Annotated in this window: 11 protein-coding genes; 5 read left to right on the top strand and 6 right to left on the bottom strand. The window is 64.9% G+C overall.

From position 1 onward, the window contains the following. Positions 1-166: 166 nt before the first annotated feature. The 3 genes from carA to V6V88_RS20535 all read left to right on the top strand — a co-directional run bounded on the left by carA (position 167) and on the right by V6V88_RS20535 (position 5409). Positions 167-1321: a glutamine-hydrolyzing carbamoyl-phosphate synthase small subunit gene (gene carA / locus V6V88_RS20545; protein WP_338616142.1), complete on the top strand. Its 1155-nt coding sequence runs from the start codon at positions 167-169 to the stop codon at positions 1319-1321. Positions 1322-1331: 10 nt separating this feature from the next. Next, positions 1332-4571 (top strand): carbamoyl-phosphate synthase large subunit, encoded by a 3240-nt coding sequence (gene carB / locus V6V88_RS20540; protein WP_056326817.1) that lies wholly within the window; start codon positions 1332-1334, stop codon positions 4569-4571. A 73-nt stretch (positions 4572-4644) separates the two neighbouring features. Further along, entirely contained in the window at positions 4645-5409 is a 765-nt protein-coding gene (locus tag V6V88_RS20535; protein WP_223572352.1) for an SDR family oxidoreductase, read from the top strand. A gap of 115 nt (positions 5410-5524) precedes the next feature. Here V6V88_RS20535 and V6V88_RS20530 read toward each other — a convergent pair whose 3' ends face one another. The 6 genes from V6V88_RS20530 to V6V88_RS20505 all read right to left on the bottom strand — a co-directional run bounded on the left by V6V88_RS20530 (position 5525) and on the right by V6V88_RS20505 (position 11867). Beyond that, positions 5525-6169 carry a histidine phosphatase family protein gene (locus V6V88_RS20530; protein WP_056326821.1) on the bottom strand — a complete coding sequence of 215 codons (645 nt, stop codon included), beginning with the start codon at positions 6167-6169 and terminating at the stop codon, positions 5525-5527. Positions 6170-6195: 26 nt separating this feature from the next. Continuing rightward, complete coding sequence (locus V6V88_RS20525; RefSeq protein WP_280003161.1) at positions 6196-7104, bottom strand: LysR family transcriptional regulator; 909 nt, start codon at positions 7102-7104, stop codon at positions 6196-6198. Between the two features lie 15 nt (positions 7105-7119). Further along, a complete protein-coding gene (locus V6V88_RS20520; RefSeq protein ID WP_062841735.1) occupies positions 7120-8205 on the bottom strand; it encodes an ABC transporter ATP-binding protein in 1086 nt (361 codons plus the stop codon). Continuing rightward, positions 8202-9914: an iron ABC transporter permease gene (locus V6V88_RS20515; RefSeq protein ID WP_056326828.1), complete on the bottom strand. Its 1713-nt coding sequence runs from the start codon at positions 9912-9914 to the stop codon at positions 8202-8204. The genes V6V88_RS20520 and V6V88_RS20515 overlap by 4 nt, the downstream gene beginning before the upstream one ends. An 89-nt stretch (positions 9915-10003) precedes the next feature. Then, a complete protein-coding gene (locus V6V88_RS20510; RefSeq protein WP_338616140.1) occupies positions 10004-11329 on the bottom strand; it encodes an extracellular solute-binding protein in 1326 nt (441 codons plus the stop codon). Positions 11330-11444: 115 nt separating this feature from the next. Beyond that, the gene (locus V6V88_RS20505) at positions 11445-11867 is read right to left on the bottom strand and encodes a FlxA-like family protein (protein WP_128827362.1); all 423 of its coding nucleotides are present in this window, start codon (positions 11865-11867) and stop codon (positions 11445-11447) included. Positions 11868-12012: 145 nt separating this feature from the next. On the opposite strand from V6V88_RS20505, the gene V6V88_RS20500 reads away from it, so the two are divergent. Together V6V88_RS20500 and greA are read left to right on the top strand one after the other, a co-directional pair. Next, positions 12013-13323 carry a solute carrier family 23 protein gene (locus V6V88_RS20500; protein ID WP_062841738.1) on the top strand — a complete coding sequence of 437 codons (1311 nt, stop codon included), beginning with the start codon at positions 12013-12015 and terminating at the stop codon, positions 13321-13323. Between the two features lie 406 nt (positions 13324-13729). After that, positions 13730-14206, top strand: a complete 477-nt coding sequence (gene greA / locus V6V88_RS20495) for a transcription elongation factor GreA (RefSeq protein WP_008158056.1) — start codon at positions 13730-13732, stop codon at positions 14204-14206. The last annotated feature ends 89 nt before the right edge of the window (positions 14207-14295 follow it).

Genomic DNA, 14295 nt, shown 5'->3' with positions numbered 1-14295 from the left:
GCTGTCCGCCGCAAGGCCGAGGGCGGTCATGGAATGCCGCGCAACGGCGCGGCAAAACAGCCGAAAACACCGGTTTCGGCCTTATTTGGCGCGGTTCTCCGGGAAAAACGGCCGGTCAAGGTATAATCCGAAGGTTTGATTATCGATTCTAAAACCGGGGTTTACTGTGCTGCCGCAACTCTTTCCCGAGGGGATCAACCGCTTCCCTCCTGCAATTCTGGCTCTGGCGGACGGTACCATTTTTCGAGGCGTGTCGATCGGTGCGCCTGGCCATACCGTCGCCGAAGTGGTGTTCAACACCGCGATGACCGGGTACCAGGAAATTCTCACCGATCCCAGCTATAGCGGCCAGATCGTCACGCTGACCTATCCGCACATCGGCAACACCGGCGTCAACGCCGAAGACGTGGAATCCAATCGCGTCTATGCCGCCGGCCTGGTGGTACGCGACTGCCCCGCGCGCGTGTCGAACTTCCGTTCCACGCAATCCTTGCCTGACTACCTGAACGAGCAGGGCATCGTTGCCATTTCCGGCATCGACACCCGCAAGCTCACGCGCATCCTGCGCGAAAAGGGCGCCCAGGGCGCGTGCATCCTCGTGGGTTCCGACGCCGAGCGCGCCGTTGAACTCGCCCGCGGCTTTCCCGGCATGGCCGGCCAGGATCTGGCCAAGGTCGTGTCCATCAAGGAAAGCACCGGCTGGACGCAAGGCACCTGGCAGCTCGAAGGCGGATACACGTCGCCCGAACAGTCCAAGTTCCACGTGGTCGCCTATGACTACGGCGTGAAGAGCAACATCCTGCGCCTGCTGGCCGACCGCGGCTGCCGCATCACGCTGGTGCCCGCCCAGACCTCCGCCGAAGAGGTCTTCAAGCTCAATCCCGACGGCGTGTTCCTGTCCAACGGCCCCGGCGACCCCGAGCCCTGCGACTACGCCATCGAAGCCACGCGTGCCTTCCTGGACAAGAAGCTGCCCGTGTTCGGCATCTGCCTTGGCCACCAGATCATGGGCCTGGCGGTGGGCGGCAAGACCGTCAAGATGAAGACGGGCCATCACGGCGCCAACCACCCTGTGCAGGACCTGGCGTCCAAACGCGTGTTCATCACCAGCCAGAACCACGGTTTCGGCGTCGACGCAGCCAGCCTGCCCGCCAACGCGCGCGTGACGCACGTGTCGCTGTTCGACGGCACGCTGCAAGGCTTCGAGCTCACCGACCGCCCGGCCTTCTGCTTCCAGGGTCACCCCGAAGCCAGCCCGGGTCCGCACGACATCCTCGAGCTGTTCGACAAGTTCATCAGCCTGATGTCCGGCCAAAAGTAAAGATTGCATCATGCCCAAGCGTACAGACCTAAAAAGCATTCTCATCATCGGCGCCGGCCCCATCATCATCGGGCAGGCCTGCGAATTCGACTACTCCGGCGCGCAAGCTTGCAAGGCGCTCAAGGCCGAGGGCTACCGCACCATCCTGGTGAACAGCAACCCGGCCACGATCATGACGGACCCGGAAACGGCCGACGTCACCTACATCGAGCCCATCACCTGGCAAGCCGTCGAAAAGATCATCGAGCGTGAAAAGCCCGATGCGCTCCTGCCCACGATGGGCGGCCAGACCGCGCTGAACTGCGCGCTGGACCTGGCCCACCACGGCGTGCTCAAGAAGCACAACGTCGAGCTCATCGGCGCCAACGAACACGCCATCGAAAAGGCCGAGGACCGCCAGAAGTTCAAGCAGGCCATGACCGACATCGGCCTGGAATCGGCCAAGTCGGGCGTGGCCCACAGCATGGACGAAGCCTGGGAAGTGCAGCGCCGCATCGCGGCCGAAGTCGGCACCTCCGGCTTTCCCGCCGTCATTCGCCCCAGCTTCACGATGGGCGGCTCAGGCGGCGGTATCGCCTACAACGCCGAAGAATTCGAAACCATCTGCCGCCGCGGCCTGGAAGCCTCGCCCACCAGCGAACTCCTGATCGAAGAATCGCTGCTCGGCTGGAAGGAATTCGAGATGGAAGTGGTCCGCGACAAGGCGGACAACTGCATCATCGTCTGCTCCATCGAAAACCTGGATCCGATGGGCGTCCACACGGGCGACTCCATCACCGTCGCGCCGGCCCAGACGCTGACCGACAAGGAATACCAGATCATGCGTAACGCATCGATCGCGGTGTTGCGCGAGATCGGCGTGGATACGGGCGGCTCGAACGTGCAGTTCGCCGTCAATCCCAAGAACGGCCGCATGATCGTCATCGAGATGAACCCGCGCGTGTCGCGTTCGTCGGCGCTGGCCTCGAAGGCCACGGGTTTCCCCATCGCCAAGGTCGCCGCGCGCCTGGCCGTCGGCTACACGCTCGACGAGCTGCGCAACGAAATCACTGGCGGCGCAACGCCGGCTTCGTTCGAACCGACGATCGACTACGTGGTCACCAAGGTGCCGCGTTTCGCCTTCGAAAAATTCCCCACCGCCGACGCGCGCCTGACGACCCAGATGAAGTCGGTGGGTGAAGTCATGGCCATCGGCCGCACCTTCCAGGAATCGTTCCAGAAGGCGCTGCGTGGCCTGGAAGTGGGCGTCGATGGCCTGAACCAGAAGACCACCGACCGCGAAAAGCTGCAGGTCGAGCTGGGCGAACCCGGTCCGGAACGTATCTGGTACGTGGGCGACGCCTTCGCGCAAGGCTTCACGCTGGACGAAGTGCACAACATCACGCACATCGACCCGTGGTTCCTTTCGCAGATCAAGGAAATCGTCGACATCGAGCTCGCGCTCGAGCAAAAGACGCTGGCCGACCTGGATTACGCCACGCTGTTCGAACTGAAGCGCCGCGGTTTCTCGGACCGCCGCCTCGCGTTCCTGCTGGATTCCTCGGAATCCGAAGTGCGCAAGCTGCGCCACCAGCTCAACGTGCGCCCGGTCTACAAGCGTGTCGACACCTGCGCCGCCGAATTCGCCACCCGCACCGCCTACATGTACTCCACGTACGAGGAAGAGTGCGAATCCGCCCCCACCGATCGCAAGAAGATCGTGGTGCTGGGCGGCGGCCCGAACCGGATCGGCCAGGGCATCGAGTTCGACTACTGCTGCGTGCATGCCGCGCTGGCGCTGCGCGATGACGGGTACGAGACCATCATGGTCAACTGCAACCCGGAAACCGTGTCCACCGACTACGACACCTCCGACCGTCTGTACTTCGAGCCGCTGACGCTGGAAGACGTGCTGGAAATCGTCCACAAGGAAAATCCGGTCGGCATGATCGTCCAGTACGGCGGCCAGACCCCGCTGAAGCTGGCGCGCGCCCTGGAAGCCAACGGCGTGCCCATCATCGGCACCAGCCCCGAATCCATCGACGTCGCCGAAGACCGCGAGCGCTTCCAGAAGCTGCTCAACAAGCTTGGCCTGCGTCAGCCGCCCAACCGCACCGCGCGCACCGAAGGCGAGGCCCTGGCCCACGCCGCCGAAATCGGCTATCCGCTCGTCGTGCGTCCCAGCTACGTGCTGGGCGGCCGCGCGATGGAAATCGTGCACGAGCAGCAGGACCTCGAGCGCTACATGCGCGAAGCCGTGAAGGTCAGCAATGACTCGCCCGTGCTGCTGGACCGCTTCCTGAACAACGCCACCGAAGTCGACGTGGACTGCCTGGCCGACGGCGAAACCGTCTTCATCGGCGGCGTCATGGAACACATCGAGCAGGCCGGCGTGCACTCGGGCGACTCGGCGTGCAGCCTGCCGCCGTACTCGCTGTCGGCGGAAGTCATCGCCGAAATCAAGCGCCAGACCACGATGATGGCCAAGGCCCTGAACGTCAGCGGCCTGATGAACGTGCAGTTCGCCATCCAGGGCGGCGACGTCTATGTGCTGGAAGTGAACCCGCGCGCCTCGCGCACGGTGCCTTACGTCTCCAAGGCCACGGGCCTGCAGCTTGCCAAGATCGCCGCGCGCGCCATGGCCGGCCAGACCCTTGCCGCGCAAGGCATCACGAAGGAAGTCGTGCCGCCTTACTTCTCCGTCAAGGAAGCCGTCTTCCCGTTCGTGAAGTTCCCGGGCGTGGACACCATCCTCGGACCGGAAATGAAGTCGACCGGCGAAGTGATGGGCGTGGGCATGAGCTTCGGCGAAGCCTTCGTGAAGTCGCAGCTGGCTGCCAGCGTGCGCCTGCCGGAATCCGGCACGGTGTTCATCAGCGTGAAGAACCAGGACAAGCCCCGCGCCGTCGAAGTGGCGCGCGGCCTGCACACCCTGGGCTTCAAGCTGGTCGCCACGCGCGGCACGGCCGCCGAGATCGAAGCCGCCGGCATTCCGGTGCAAGTGGTGAATAAGGTCAACGAAGGCCGTCCGCACATCGTCGACATGGTCAAGAACGGCGAAATCTCGCTGGTCATCAACACCGTCGAAGAACGCCGTAACGCCATCGCCGACTCGCGCACCATCCGCACCCAGGCGCTGGCCGCCCGCGTGACCTTCTTCACGACCATCGCCGGCGCCCGCGCCGCGGTCGAAGGCATGCAGTATCTGCGCCAGGGCCTCGGCCTGCAGGTGTACCCGCTGCAAGAGCTTCACGCTTCCCTGCACGGCTAAGCCGGTACTCAACGTTAGGGCACGCGAGAGCGTGCCCTAATTCTTTGCAACGCCAACACAGCGACGGGCACAGATGGTCAACGTATTCATTACCGGCGCCAGCAGCGGGCTGGGCCGCGCGCTGGCGCAGCAATACGCCGCATCGGGCGCCACGGTGGGCCTGCTGGGCCGGCGCGAGGACGCGCTGCAGGAACTGGCCGGCAGTCTGCCTGGCGTCCACCGCTGCTATGCCGTCGACGTGCGCGACCGCCAGGCGCTGCACGCCGCGGCGCAGGACTTCATCGCGTTCTGCCAGGGCAGGGTGGACGTGGTCATCGCCAGCGCGGGCATCAGTGCCGGCACGCTGACCGACCATGGCGAGGATTTCGACGTATTCAAGGCCATCGTCGACACCAACCTGCTGGCCACGGTCTCCACCTTCGAGCCCTTCATCGGACCAATGCGCGCGGCGGGGGCGGGGCGGCTGGTCGGCATCGCCAGCGTGGCCGGTGTGCGCGGCCTGCCCGGGGCGGGCGCCTACAGCGCGTCCAAGTCGGCGGTGGTGACGTATTGCGAGAGCCTGCGGCTTGAACTGGCCGCCCAGGGCATTGGCGTGGTGACGATCGCGCCCGGCTACATCAAAACCGCCATGACGGCGCACAATCCGTACTCGATGCCCTTCCTGATGGAAGCCGACGCCTTCGCATCGCGCGCCCGCGCGGCAATCGACAAGGGCACGAGCTACACGGTGATTCCGTGGCAGATGGGCGTGGTGGCCAAGCTGATGCGCCTGCTGCCCAACGCCGTGTACGACAGGCTCGCCCGCAACGCCCCGCGCAAGCCACGCAAGACGTCCTGACGCAAGCGGCGTTGTTCTCAGGTGTCTGACACCCTTGGAGCAGATGCGTCGGCTGTAGAGTGCTTCCGTGGGGTGTCAGACACCTGAGAACAGTGTCTGACACCCGACAACAATTTCAAGGCACCACGTCGTCGCCCACCTCGGCGGCCACGTGGCTGACATCGCCCCAGTCCAACACTTCCCATTTGCGGCCATCAACGCCGACGCGGTTGATGCTGACATTGAGCAGCGCGGCGTCGCGCGGCGCGTTCAGGGGCACGCCCGAGGCATGGCGCCAGATGATGTCCAGCACGCCGCCGTGGGTGAACAGCAGGATGCGCTCGCCTTCATGGCGGCTGGCGATATCGTCGACCGTGCTGATGACGCGCGACTGGAACTGGCCCAGCGTTTCGCCGCCGTCCAGCGGGCGCAGCGGATCGCGGCTCTTCCAGGCGGCCGCGGCCTCGGGCGCCAGCACGTCGATGCGCTCATGGTCCAGGCCTTCCAGCACACCGAAACCCCGTTCGCGGATGCCGGGCTCCACGCGCACGCGCAGACCTAGCTGCTCGGAGACCGGCACGGCGGTCGCGTGCGCGCGCTGCAGATCGCTGCTGTAGATCGCGTGGATGGGCGTGTGCTTGGCCTCGTCGTGCAGGCGCGAGGCCAGCAGGCTGGCCTGGTTGACGCCAAATTCGTTCAGGGGGATGTCTTGCCAGCCTTGCAGGCGCCGCTGGCGATTCCAGTCGGTTTCGCCGTGGCGGATGAACCAGATTTCAGTCATTGCAGTCTTGTTGCGGGAATTGAGCCTTAAGCCTGGGCGGGCGCGATGGGCGCGCGCGGTTTCCAGATGGCTTGAATGATCGAGCTTAACGCGACCAGCGCGGGCTCGCTAGCGCGTTCGTAAGGCAGCATGAAGCCCAGTACGGCGTCCACGCGCGCCTGGCCCCAAACGATGAAGTCGTTGGACGCCGCGCCCGCCAGCGCAGTTTCCTCGCGCAGCAGCGCGCAGCCCGCACCCGCCCGCACCAGCGCGTCCATGTTCGCCTGGTCGTCGTTCTGCATCACGATGCGCGGCGATAGACCGTGCCGTTCGAACATATCGCGCAGCAGCAGATGCGTGTGGCTGCCGGACTGCCCGTCCAGCCACGGCAGTTGCGCCACTTCGCGCCAGCCGCCGCGTTTGAGCACCGCCGCGTGCTCGCTGGGCATGGCGATGCGGTACCGCACACTGCGCAGCGGTTGCCACAGCACGCCGCGCGGCGCGTTGGCCGCGATAGTCAATGCGGCAGGCAGACGGCCCGTGCTCACCTGTTCGGCCAGCATCGCCGCGGGCTGCGTCTGCGTCTTCAGTTCGACCAGCGGCAAGCGCTGCGTGACGGCCGACGCCAGCTCGCCCAGGCGCAGGAAATCGGGCTTTTCGCTGGGTACGCCCAGCTCGACGATGCCGTGCAGATTGCCCTGCAGCTGCTGCGCCTCGGACTTGAACTGCGCGCCCAGCACCAGCAGCGATTCCGCCGTTGGCAGCAATACTTCGCCTGCCTTGGCCAGGGCCAGGCGGCCGCCGCTGCGATCGAACAGCGCCACGCCCAGGCTCTGCTCCAGCGCCTTGATCTGTGCCGTCACAGCGGGCTGCGTCAGCGACAGCGCCTCGGCCGCCTTCGTCAGGTTGCCCAGCCGGGCGACCGTGACGAAGGCGCGGATCTGGTAGATTTCCATGGCCGCGAGTGTAGGTCAGGCCGCAAGCAACCGCACCTGTGTCGGCTCCAGCCCCACGGACACCGGCGCGCCCGCCGGAAACGGCGATAGCCCGGCCAGATGCGCCTGGTCCGCGGTCAGGCGCTGTTCGCCGACCTGCACCTGATAGCGCGTGAATTCGCCCAGGAATTCGCTGCTTTCCACAATGCCGGGCAGCCAGACGTAACGCGCGTCGCCCAGGCCGTCCGCCATCTCGATCTGCACCGTGTGGGGCCGGAAACTTGCCGCCAGCCGCGTGGCCGCGGGCGCGTCGCCCGCCAGCGGCAGATGCAGGTCGCCCACGCCGTCCACCGCCAGCGTCACGCTGCTGCTGGTGCGTTCGCGCACGTTGCCTTCAAGCACATTCATCGTGCCAACGAAGTTCGCCACGAAGCGGTTCACCGGATAGTCAAACAGCGTGCTGGGCGCGCCGATCTGCTGCACCACGCCGTGGTCCAGCACCGCCATGCGGTCGGCGGTCGTCATCGCTTCTTCCTGGTCGTGCGTGACGAAGATCGTCGTGATCCCCAGGCGGCGCTGCAGGCTCAGGAGGTCCTGGCGCATCTGCACGCGCAGCTTCTTGTCCAGGTTGGACAGAGGTTCATCCAGCAGCAGCACCTGCGGTTCGATCACGATGGTGCGCGCCAGCGCCACCCGCTGCTGCTGGCCGCCGGACAGTTGGTTTGGACGCCGCTTGGCATATTGGGACAGGCCGACCAGATCGAGCGCGGCTTCGACCTTGGTGCGGATCTCGGCGCGCGGCAGCTTGCGCTCGACCAGCCCGAACGCCACGTTGTCCCACACCGTCATGTGCGGCCACAGCGCGTAGTTCTGGAACACCATGCCGATGTTGCGGTGCCAGGGCGGGGTGCCGCTGATGTCCTTGCCGTCCACCAGCAACTGGCCGGCGCTATGCCGGTTGAACCCCGCAATCAGCCGCAGCAACGTGGACTTGCCGGACCCCGACGGCCCGAGCAGCGCGAAGAATTCGCCTGGCTCGATGCTGATGCTGACGTCCTTTAGCACTTCGGTGTTGCCGTAGGAAAGCTGAATGTTGCGGCATTCGACGCTGACTTTCTTCATGCGGATTCCCCTTCATTGCGCGCCGGCTGCTGGCGTTTGGACGCGCGGTCCACCAGCAGGTGCGAGATGTATGTGCCGATGCCCACGGCGACCACCGCCAGGACGCCCAGCGCGGCGCCCGGGCCCCGGCCCGCCGCGCTTTGCATGTAGAGATAGATGCCATAGCTCATGGGCGCCTGGCTGTCCTTGGTCACCAGCATGATGGTGGCCGACAGTTCCACGGCCGCGGTGACGAAGCTGGTCACAAAGCCCGCCAGCATGCCGCCCGCCATCAGCGGAACCACCACGCGGCGGATCGTGCTCATGCGCGTGGCGCCCAGGGACTGGGCGGCTTCTTCCAGCGACACGTGGATCTGCTGCAACGCCGCCACGCACGAGCGCAGCGCATACGGCAACCGCCGCACGGAATACGCCAGCATGATGATGATCCAGGACGAGGTCAGCAGCGTGCCCGTGCCCGGCAGCTCTATGCCGCGGAAAGTGCGCAGAAAGCCGATCGCCAGCACGATGCCCGGAATTGCCAGTGCCGCGGAGGCAAGAAAATCCAGCCATTGGCGCGCGGGCAACCGGGTGCGCAGCATCAGGTACGCGATTGCGGTGCCCAGGATCACGTCGATCCCGGCGGCCAGTCCGCAGTACAGCAACGTGTTGGCGATCATGCCCTGCGACTCGGAAAACACCGCGGAATAATGCGCCAGCGTGTACCCGTCCGGCAGCGGCGCGTAGCTCCAGACACTGGCCAGCGACAGCAGCAACACGCCGATGTGCGGCGACAGCACCAGCAGCAGCACCAGCACGATCCAGCCATACGCCAACACGCTTTCCACCGGACCCAGCTTGCGCTTCTGGATCGAATTGCCGCCCTTCTGCAGCGTGGAGTAGTCGCGCCCCTTGAGCACCCGCGCCGACAGCCACAGCGCCAGGATCGAGAAGCCCACCATGATGACGCTGATCACGTAGCCCAGCGGGTCTTCCAATCCGACCTGCGTGATGCGCAAGTAAGCCTGCGGCGCCAGCATGTTGGTGGTGCCCAGCACCAGCGGCGTGCCCAGGTCGTCGAACACCTTTACGAACACCAGCGACGCGCCGGCCACGTAGCCGGGCAGGGCAAGCGGAAAGATCACGCGGCGAAACAGCCGGAAGCCCCGCGAGCCCAGGTTGAAGGCCGCTTCCTCCATGGCCCCGTCGATGTTGCGCAGCGCCACGACCAGGTTCATCAGGATGAAGGGGAAATAATGGATGGCCTCCACGAAGATCACGCCGTTCAGCCCCTCCATGAACGGAATCGTGAAGCCGAACCAGTCGTTCAGCAGCAGGTTCACGCTGCCCGAGCGGCCAAAGATCAGCTGCATGGCCACCGCGCCCACGAAGGGCGGCATGATGAGCGGCAGCACGCCCAGGGTCTGGATCAGCAGGGCGCCCCGGAAATCGAAGCGCACCGTGAAGTACGCCAGCGGCACCGCGATCAGCGAGGCCAGCAGCGCCGACCAGCCCGCCACGTACAGGCTGTTGAAGAACGCCTCCCGCATCAACGGCTGGTTGAAGAAGGCGCCGAAGTGCCCGGTCGTGAAGCTGCCGTCGGCGTTGACGAAGGCGCTGTGAAAGACCGTGCCCACCGGCACGATCAGGAACAGCAGCAGAAAGCCCAACACCAGCAGCGCCGCCAGGACGGGGCCGGGGGGCAGGCGCAAATGGCCCGAATGATTCATCGAGATTCCCGAAAATCGTTGCCAGAAGACAAGCGCTGCCCGCGGCGGGCAGGTCAGGCCCGCTCGCCGCGTTCAGTGCGTCCTGCGTATCAGAGCGCGGCGGCTTGCCGCGCCAGCTTGACGGCTTCTTCGTAGTTGGCGCGCGCGCGGCCGTTCCACTCGCCTTCGAGCTGCGTGATCTGCTGATTGACGGCCGCGTCCTTCTTGTTGCCCGCGAAGATCGCCAGGAAGGCAGGATCGGCCGCCTTCTTGCTGTCCACCAACGGCGCCCAGGCCAGCTTGCGCGCCTGGTCCAGCAGTTCCGCCGCCTTGCCGCTCTTGGCCTTGTCGCCCAGCTTGGCTTCAGCGTCGTAGATGGCCCTGGTGGCCGCTTGCAGCTCTTTCAGCCGGAACGTGACGGTCTGGTCGTACAGGGATTGCACGACGTAGTAGCGCGTCTGCGACAGGTCCGCATCGAAATGCACCTTGCTGCGCTTGGCGATTTCCGCTGGGTCGGGATAGCCCGGCGGAATCTTGCCGGCCAGCGCGGAGTAGGGCAGCACCGGCAACCGCGAGATCTTCGGCTCCAGCAGCAGCTCCTGGCCTGCCTGGCTCAGCGTGAAGGCGATGAACTTCTTGCCTTCCTCGGTGTTCTTTGCGCCCTCGATCAGCGCGATGTTGGCCGGGACGATGGCCGTCTCGGAGGGATAGACGAACTCGACCGGAAACTTGGAATACTTGCTCGACAGTCCGAAGAAGTCGATGACCGGGCCTGCGCCGAACTGGCCGTTGTTCACGCCGTCCGGCACGCCAAACGAGCGCTCGGTCACGGCGCTGCTGTTGCCCGACATGCGAAGCAGCGTGCTCCAGCCGTCATCCCAGCCTTCGCCCTGCAGGATGGTCTCCACCGTCAGGTGCATCGTGCCCGAGCGCGACGGCGAGGTGATGCCCACATGGCCGAACCACTTGGGCGACAGCAGGTCCTTCCATTCCACGGGAGCCGGGATCTTGTGCGCCGCGATGTACCGGGTGTTGTAGATGATGCCGTAGCCCGCCAGCGCCTGACCTAGATACATGCCGCCCGGATCGTTGATGGGGTAGCTGCCGATCTTGTCGGGCACATCCTTGTTGGCGATGTCGGCCGACTTGGCCAGCAGCTTGTCTCGCCCCAGCACCTCGAACGCATCGGGCGCACTCGCCCAGAAGACCTCGGGGCGTTGGCCTGCCGGCGTCTCGCGCACGAAGGCGATGCCCGACACGGTGTTCTTGTTCAGGATTTCCAGGGTGATGCCTGGGTTCGCTTTTTCGAACGCGGTCTTGTAGGCCTGGGTCAGGTCCTTGGGGAACGACGTGATCACCGTAACGGTGCCGGCCAGGGCCGGCGCCGCGCAAACGGCCAGCAACGCCCCGGCCAGGGCTGTGCGCATAGCGTGCATGGTTTGTCTCCGTGGTTTTAGATTTGTCTGGAGACAGTACCGGCACGCCCGATGAGCGTCCAATCAGAAATTTTGATGCGCGCCATCAGTGACGGCGCCACATCGCTTGCCCGAATCAGGCTTGGGCCGACACGCCGGCCTGTTTTGCCGCCTGCGCCTGTTTCGCCAGGAGCTGCGAGATCTGGCCTTGGATCTGCACCGCCTGGGCATTGAGCGCCATGATCTGCTGCGCCTTCATTTCGGCCGACATGCCGCTCGCCTTCACTTTGGCGATCTGATCCATGATGCGCTTGAGCTGCTTTTGCAACTCCTTGATCTGACGGGTGTATTCGTCTTCGTTGTCGGTTTCTTCGGTGGCCTGCGCGTTGCCGACCTTGGTGGCGCCCGGATTGTTGACGCGGATCTTGCCTTCCGCGGTCACCGACACCGCATCCTGCCCCGAAGCGTTCTTCGCTTCCTTGTTGGCCTGGATCTTCTCGGCCCACAGATCTGCAAGGCTGCTGATCCGGGAGGTGCCGCTGATGCTGTTGATCGCCATGACTGTTCCTTTGTCTGGGATTTCGGGGTTTCCACTAATACGGCAATCGGCCGGCAAAACTTAAACGTTGCCCCCGCTTGATGGCCCCCTTTACACTGGCGCCCGCTCGCAGTTTGAAACCCTCTCGTACCACCCCGGGGAATCCATGTCCAACTCCTACTTTCCGCGCTGGCGCCTGGCGGACGACGCCGAGCCCGGCGTCATCATCGCGCCTGACGAACGGCTGTCCTGGCCCAAGAACGTCGCCATGGGCGCACAGCACGTCGTCGCGATGTTCGGCTCGACTGTCCTGGCGCCGTTGCTCATGGGGTTCGATCCCAACGTCGCCATCCTGATGTCGGGCATCGGCACGCTGATCTTCTTTCTGTTCGTGGGCGGCCGGGTGCCCAGCTACCTGGGTTCCAGCTTCGCGTTCATCGGCGGCGTCATCGCGGTGACCGGCTATGCCGGCGGCGGGGCCAACGCCAACATCGGTGTCGCGCTGGGCGCCATCATTGCCTGCGGTCTGGCTTACACGCTGATCGGCGTCATCGTCTGGATCGTCAATGCCCGGGCAGGCGGCGGCGCCAACTGGATCGATACCCTCATGCCGCCGGTCGTCACGGGTGCGGTGGTGGCGGTGATCGGCTTGAATCTCGCGCCCATCGCCGCCAAGGGCGCGATGGGCGCGTCGGGCTTCGATAGCGCCATGGCCATCGTCACGATCGTCTGCGTCGGCGGCATCGCCGTCTACACGCGCGGCATGGTGCAGCGCCTGCTCATCCTGGTCGGCCTGATCCTTGCCTGCGTGGTGTACGCGGTGCTGGCCAACGGCCTGGGCCTGGGCAAGCCCATCGATTTCTCCGCGGTGTCCGCCGCGGCGTGGTTCGGCCTGCCGCAGTTCTCGGCGCCGGTGTTCAAGGCCGAGGCCATGGGCCTGATCGTTCCGGTCGCCATCATCCTGGTGGCCGAAAACCTGGGGCACGTGAAGGCCGTCAGCGCCATGACGGGGCGCGACCTGGACCGCTACCTGGGCAGGGCATTCGTGGGCGACGGCGTGGCGACGATGGTGTCGGGCGCGGTCGGCGGCACGGGCGTCACCACCTACGCCGAGAACATCGGCGTCATGGCGGTCACGCGCATCTATTCCACGCTGGTGTTCGTGATTGCTGCCTTGATTGCGATCGTCCTGGGCTTCTCGCCCAAGTTCGGCGCGCTCATCCAGACGATCCCGGGGCCCGTGCTGGGCGGGATGTCGGTGGTCGTCTTCGGTCTGATCGCCATTGCCGGCGCCCGCATCTGGGTCGTCAATCAGGTGGATTTCACCGACAACCGCAATCTCATCGTGGCAGCTGTCACGCTGGTGTTGGGCGCGGGCGACTTCACCATCAAGCTGGGCGACTTCACGCTGGGCGGCATCGGTACTGCCACCTTCGGCGCCATCATCCTGTATGCGCTGTTGCGACGCACGAAGTAAACGCGGCGGGCCGGGGCGCCCTGGCGCCCCCGTTTCAAGCCGCACAAGCAATCTTTCAGGTGTTTTTCAGCGGTAGCCGATCCCGGAAAACCCGCGGTCCACATCCCGGTTCGCCGCTACGGTCGGCATCGCCAGTGTTTTTGGCGCGAAATCGCCGTTTTTAGCGGGTTACAGCGGCGAAATGCGCCGAAAAGGCCGTTTTCTCCGGCGGCTTGCATTTCCCAGCAAGTTTGACCACAATATGAACTTGATTGCCCCGGTTCCGACCCGAGCCGGGGTTTTGTTTTGGTCGCCCGCGCCGCTCGCCAGGTTTTTTCAAGCATCAGATGGCAAGCGCGCCGGTCCAGCGGCCTTCACCGAGAACGCTCCTTCGGGGCGTTTTTCTACTTTTTGTTTGGGAAACGACATGTCTGCCATTCCTTTGACCGTGCGCGGGGCCGAGCGCTTGCAAGAAGAGCTCCAACGGCTGAAAACCGTCGAACGTCCTGCTGTGATCAACGCGATCGCCGAGGCTCGCGCGCAGGGTGATCTGTCGGAAAATGCCGAGTACGATGCCGCTCGCGAGCGCCAGGGTTTCATCGAGGGCCGGATTGCCGAGCTTGAAGGCACGCTTTCCAATGCCCACATCATCGATCCGTCCTCGCTCGAGGCCGAAGGCCGCGCCGTGTTTGGCGCCACCGTCGACATCGAAGACCTGGATTCGGGCGATCGCGTCACCTATCAGATCGTCGGCGACGTCGAAGCTGATATCAAGTCCAACCTGATTTCCGTGTCCAGCCCCGTGGCTCGCGCGCTGATCGGCAAGAGTGAAGGCGACGTGGTCGAGGTCATGGCCCCGGCTGGCGTTCGCGAGTATGAAGTCCTGGGTGTGCGTTACATCTGACGCAAACCCGTCAAGCAGTAAAAATGTCAAACCACCCTGGCCCTGACGCAACGTTCGTCTGAATTCCGCGGTACATTGCGGATCGCTAT

Source organism: Achromobacter sp. E1, from assembly GCF_037039475.1.
Lineage (GTDB): Bacteria > Pseudomonadota > Gammaproteobacteria > Burkholderiales > Burkholderiaceae_B > Achromobacter > Achromobacter mucicolens.
This window is presented reverse-complemented; position numbering and strand designations above follow the sequence as displayed.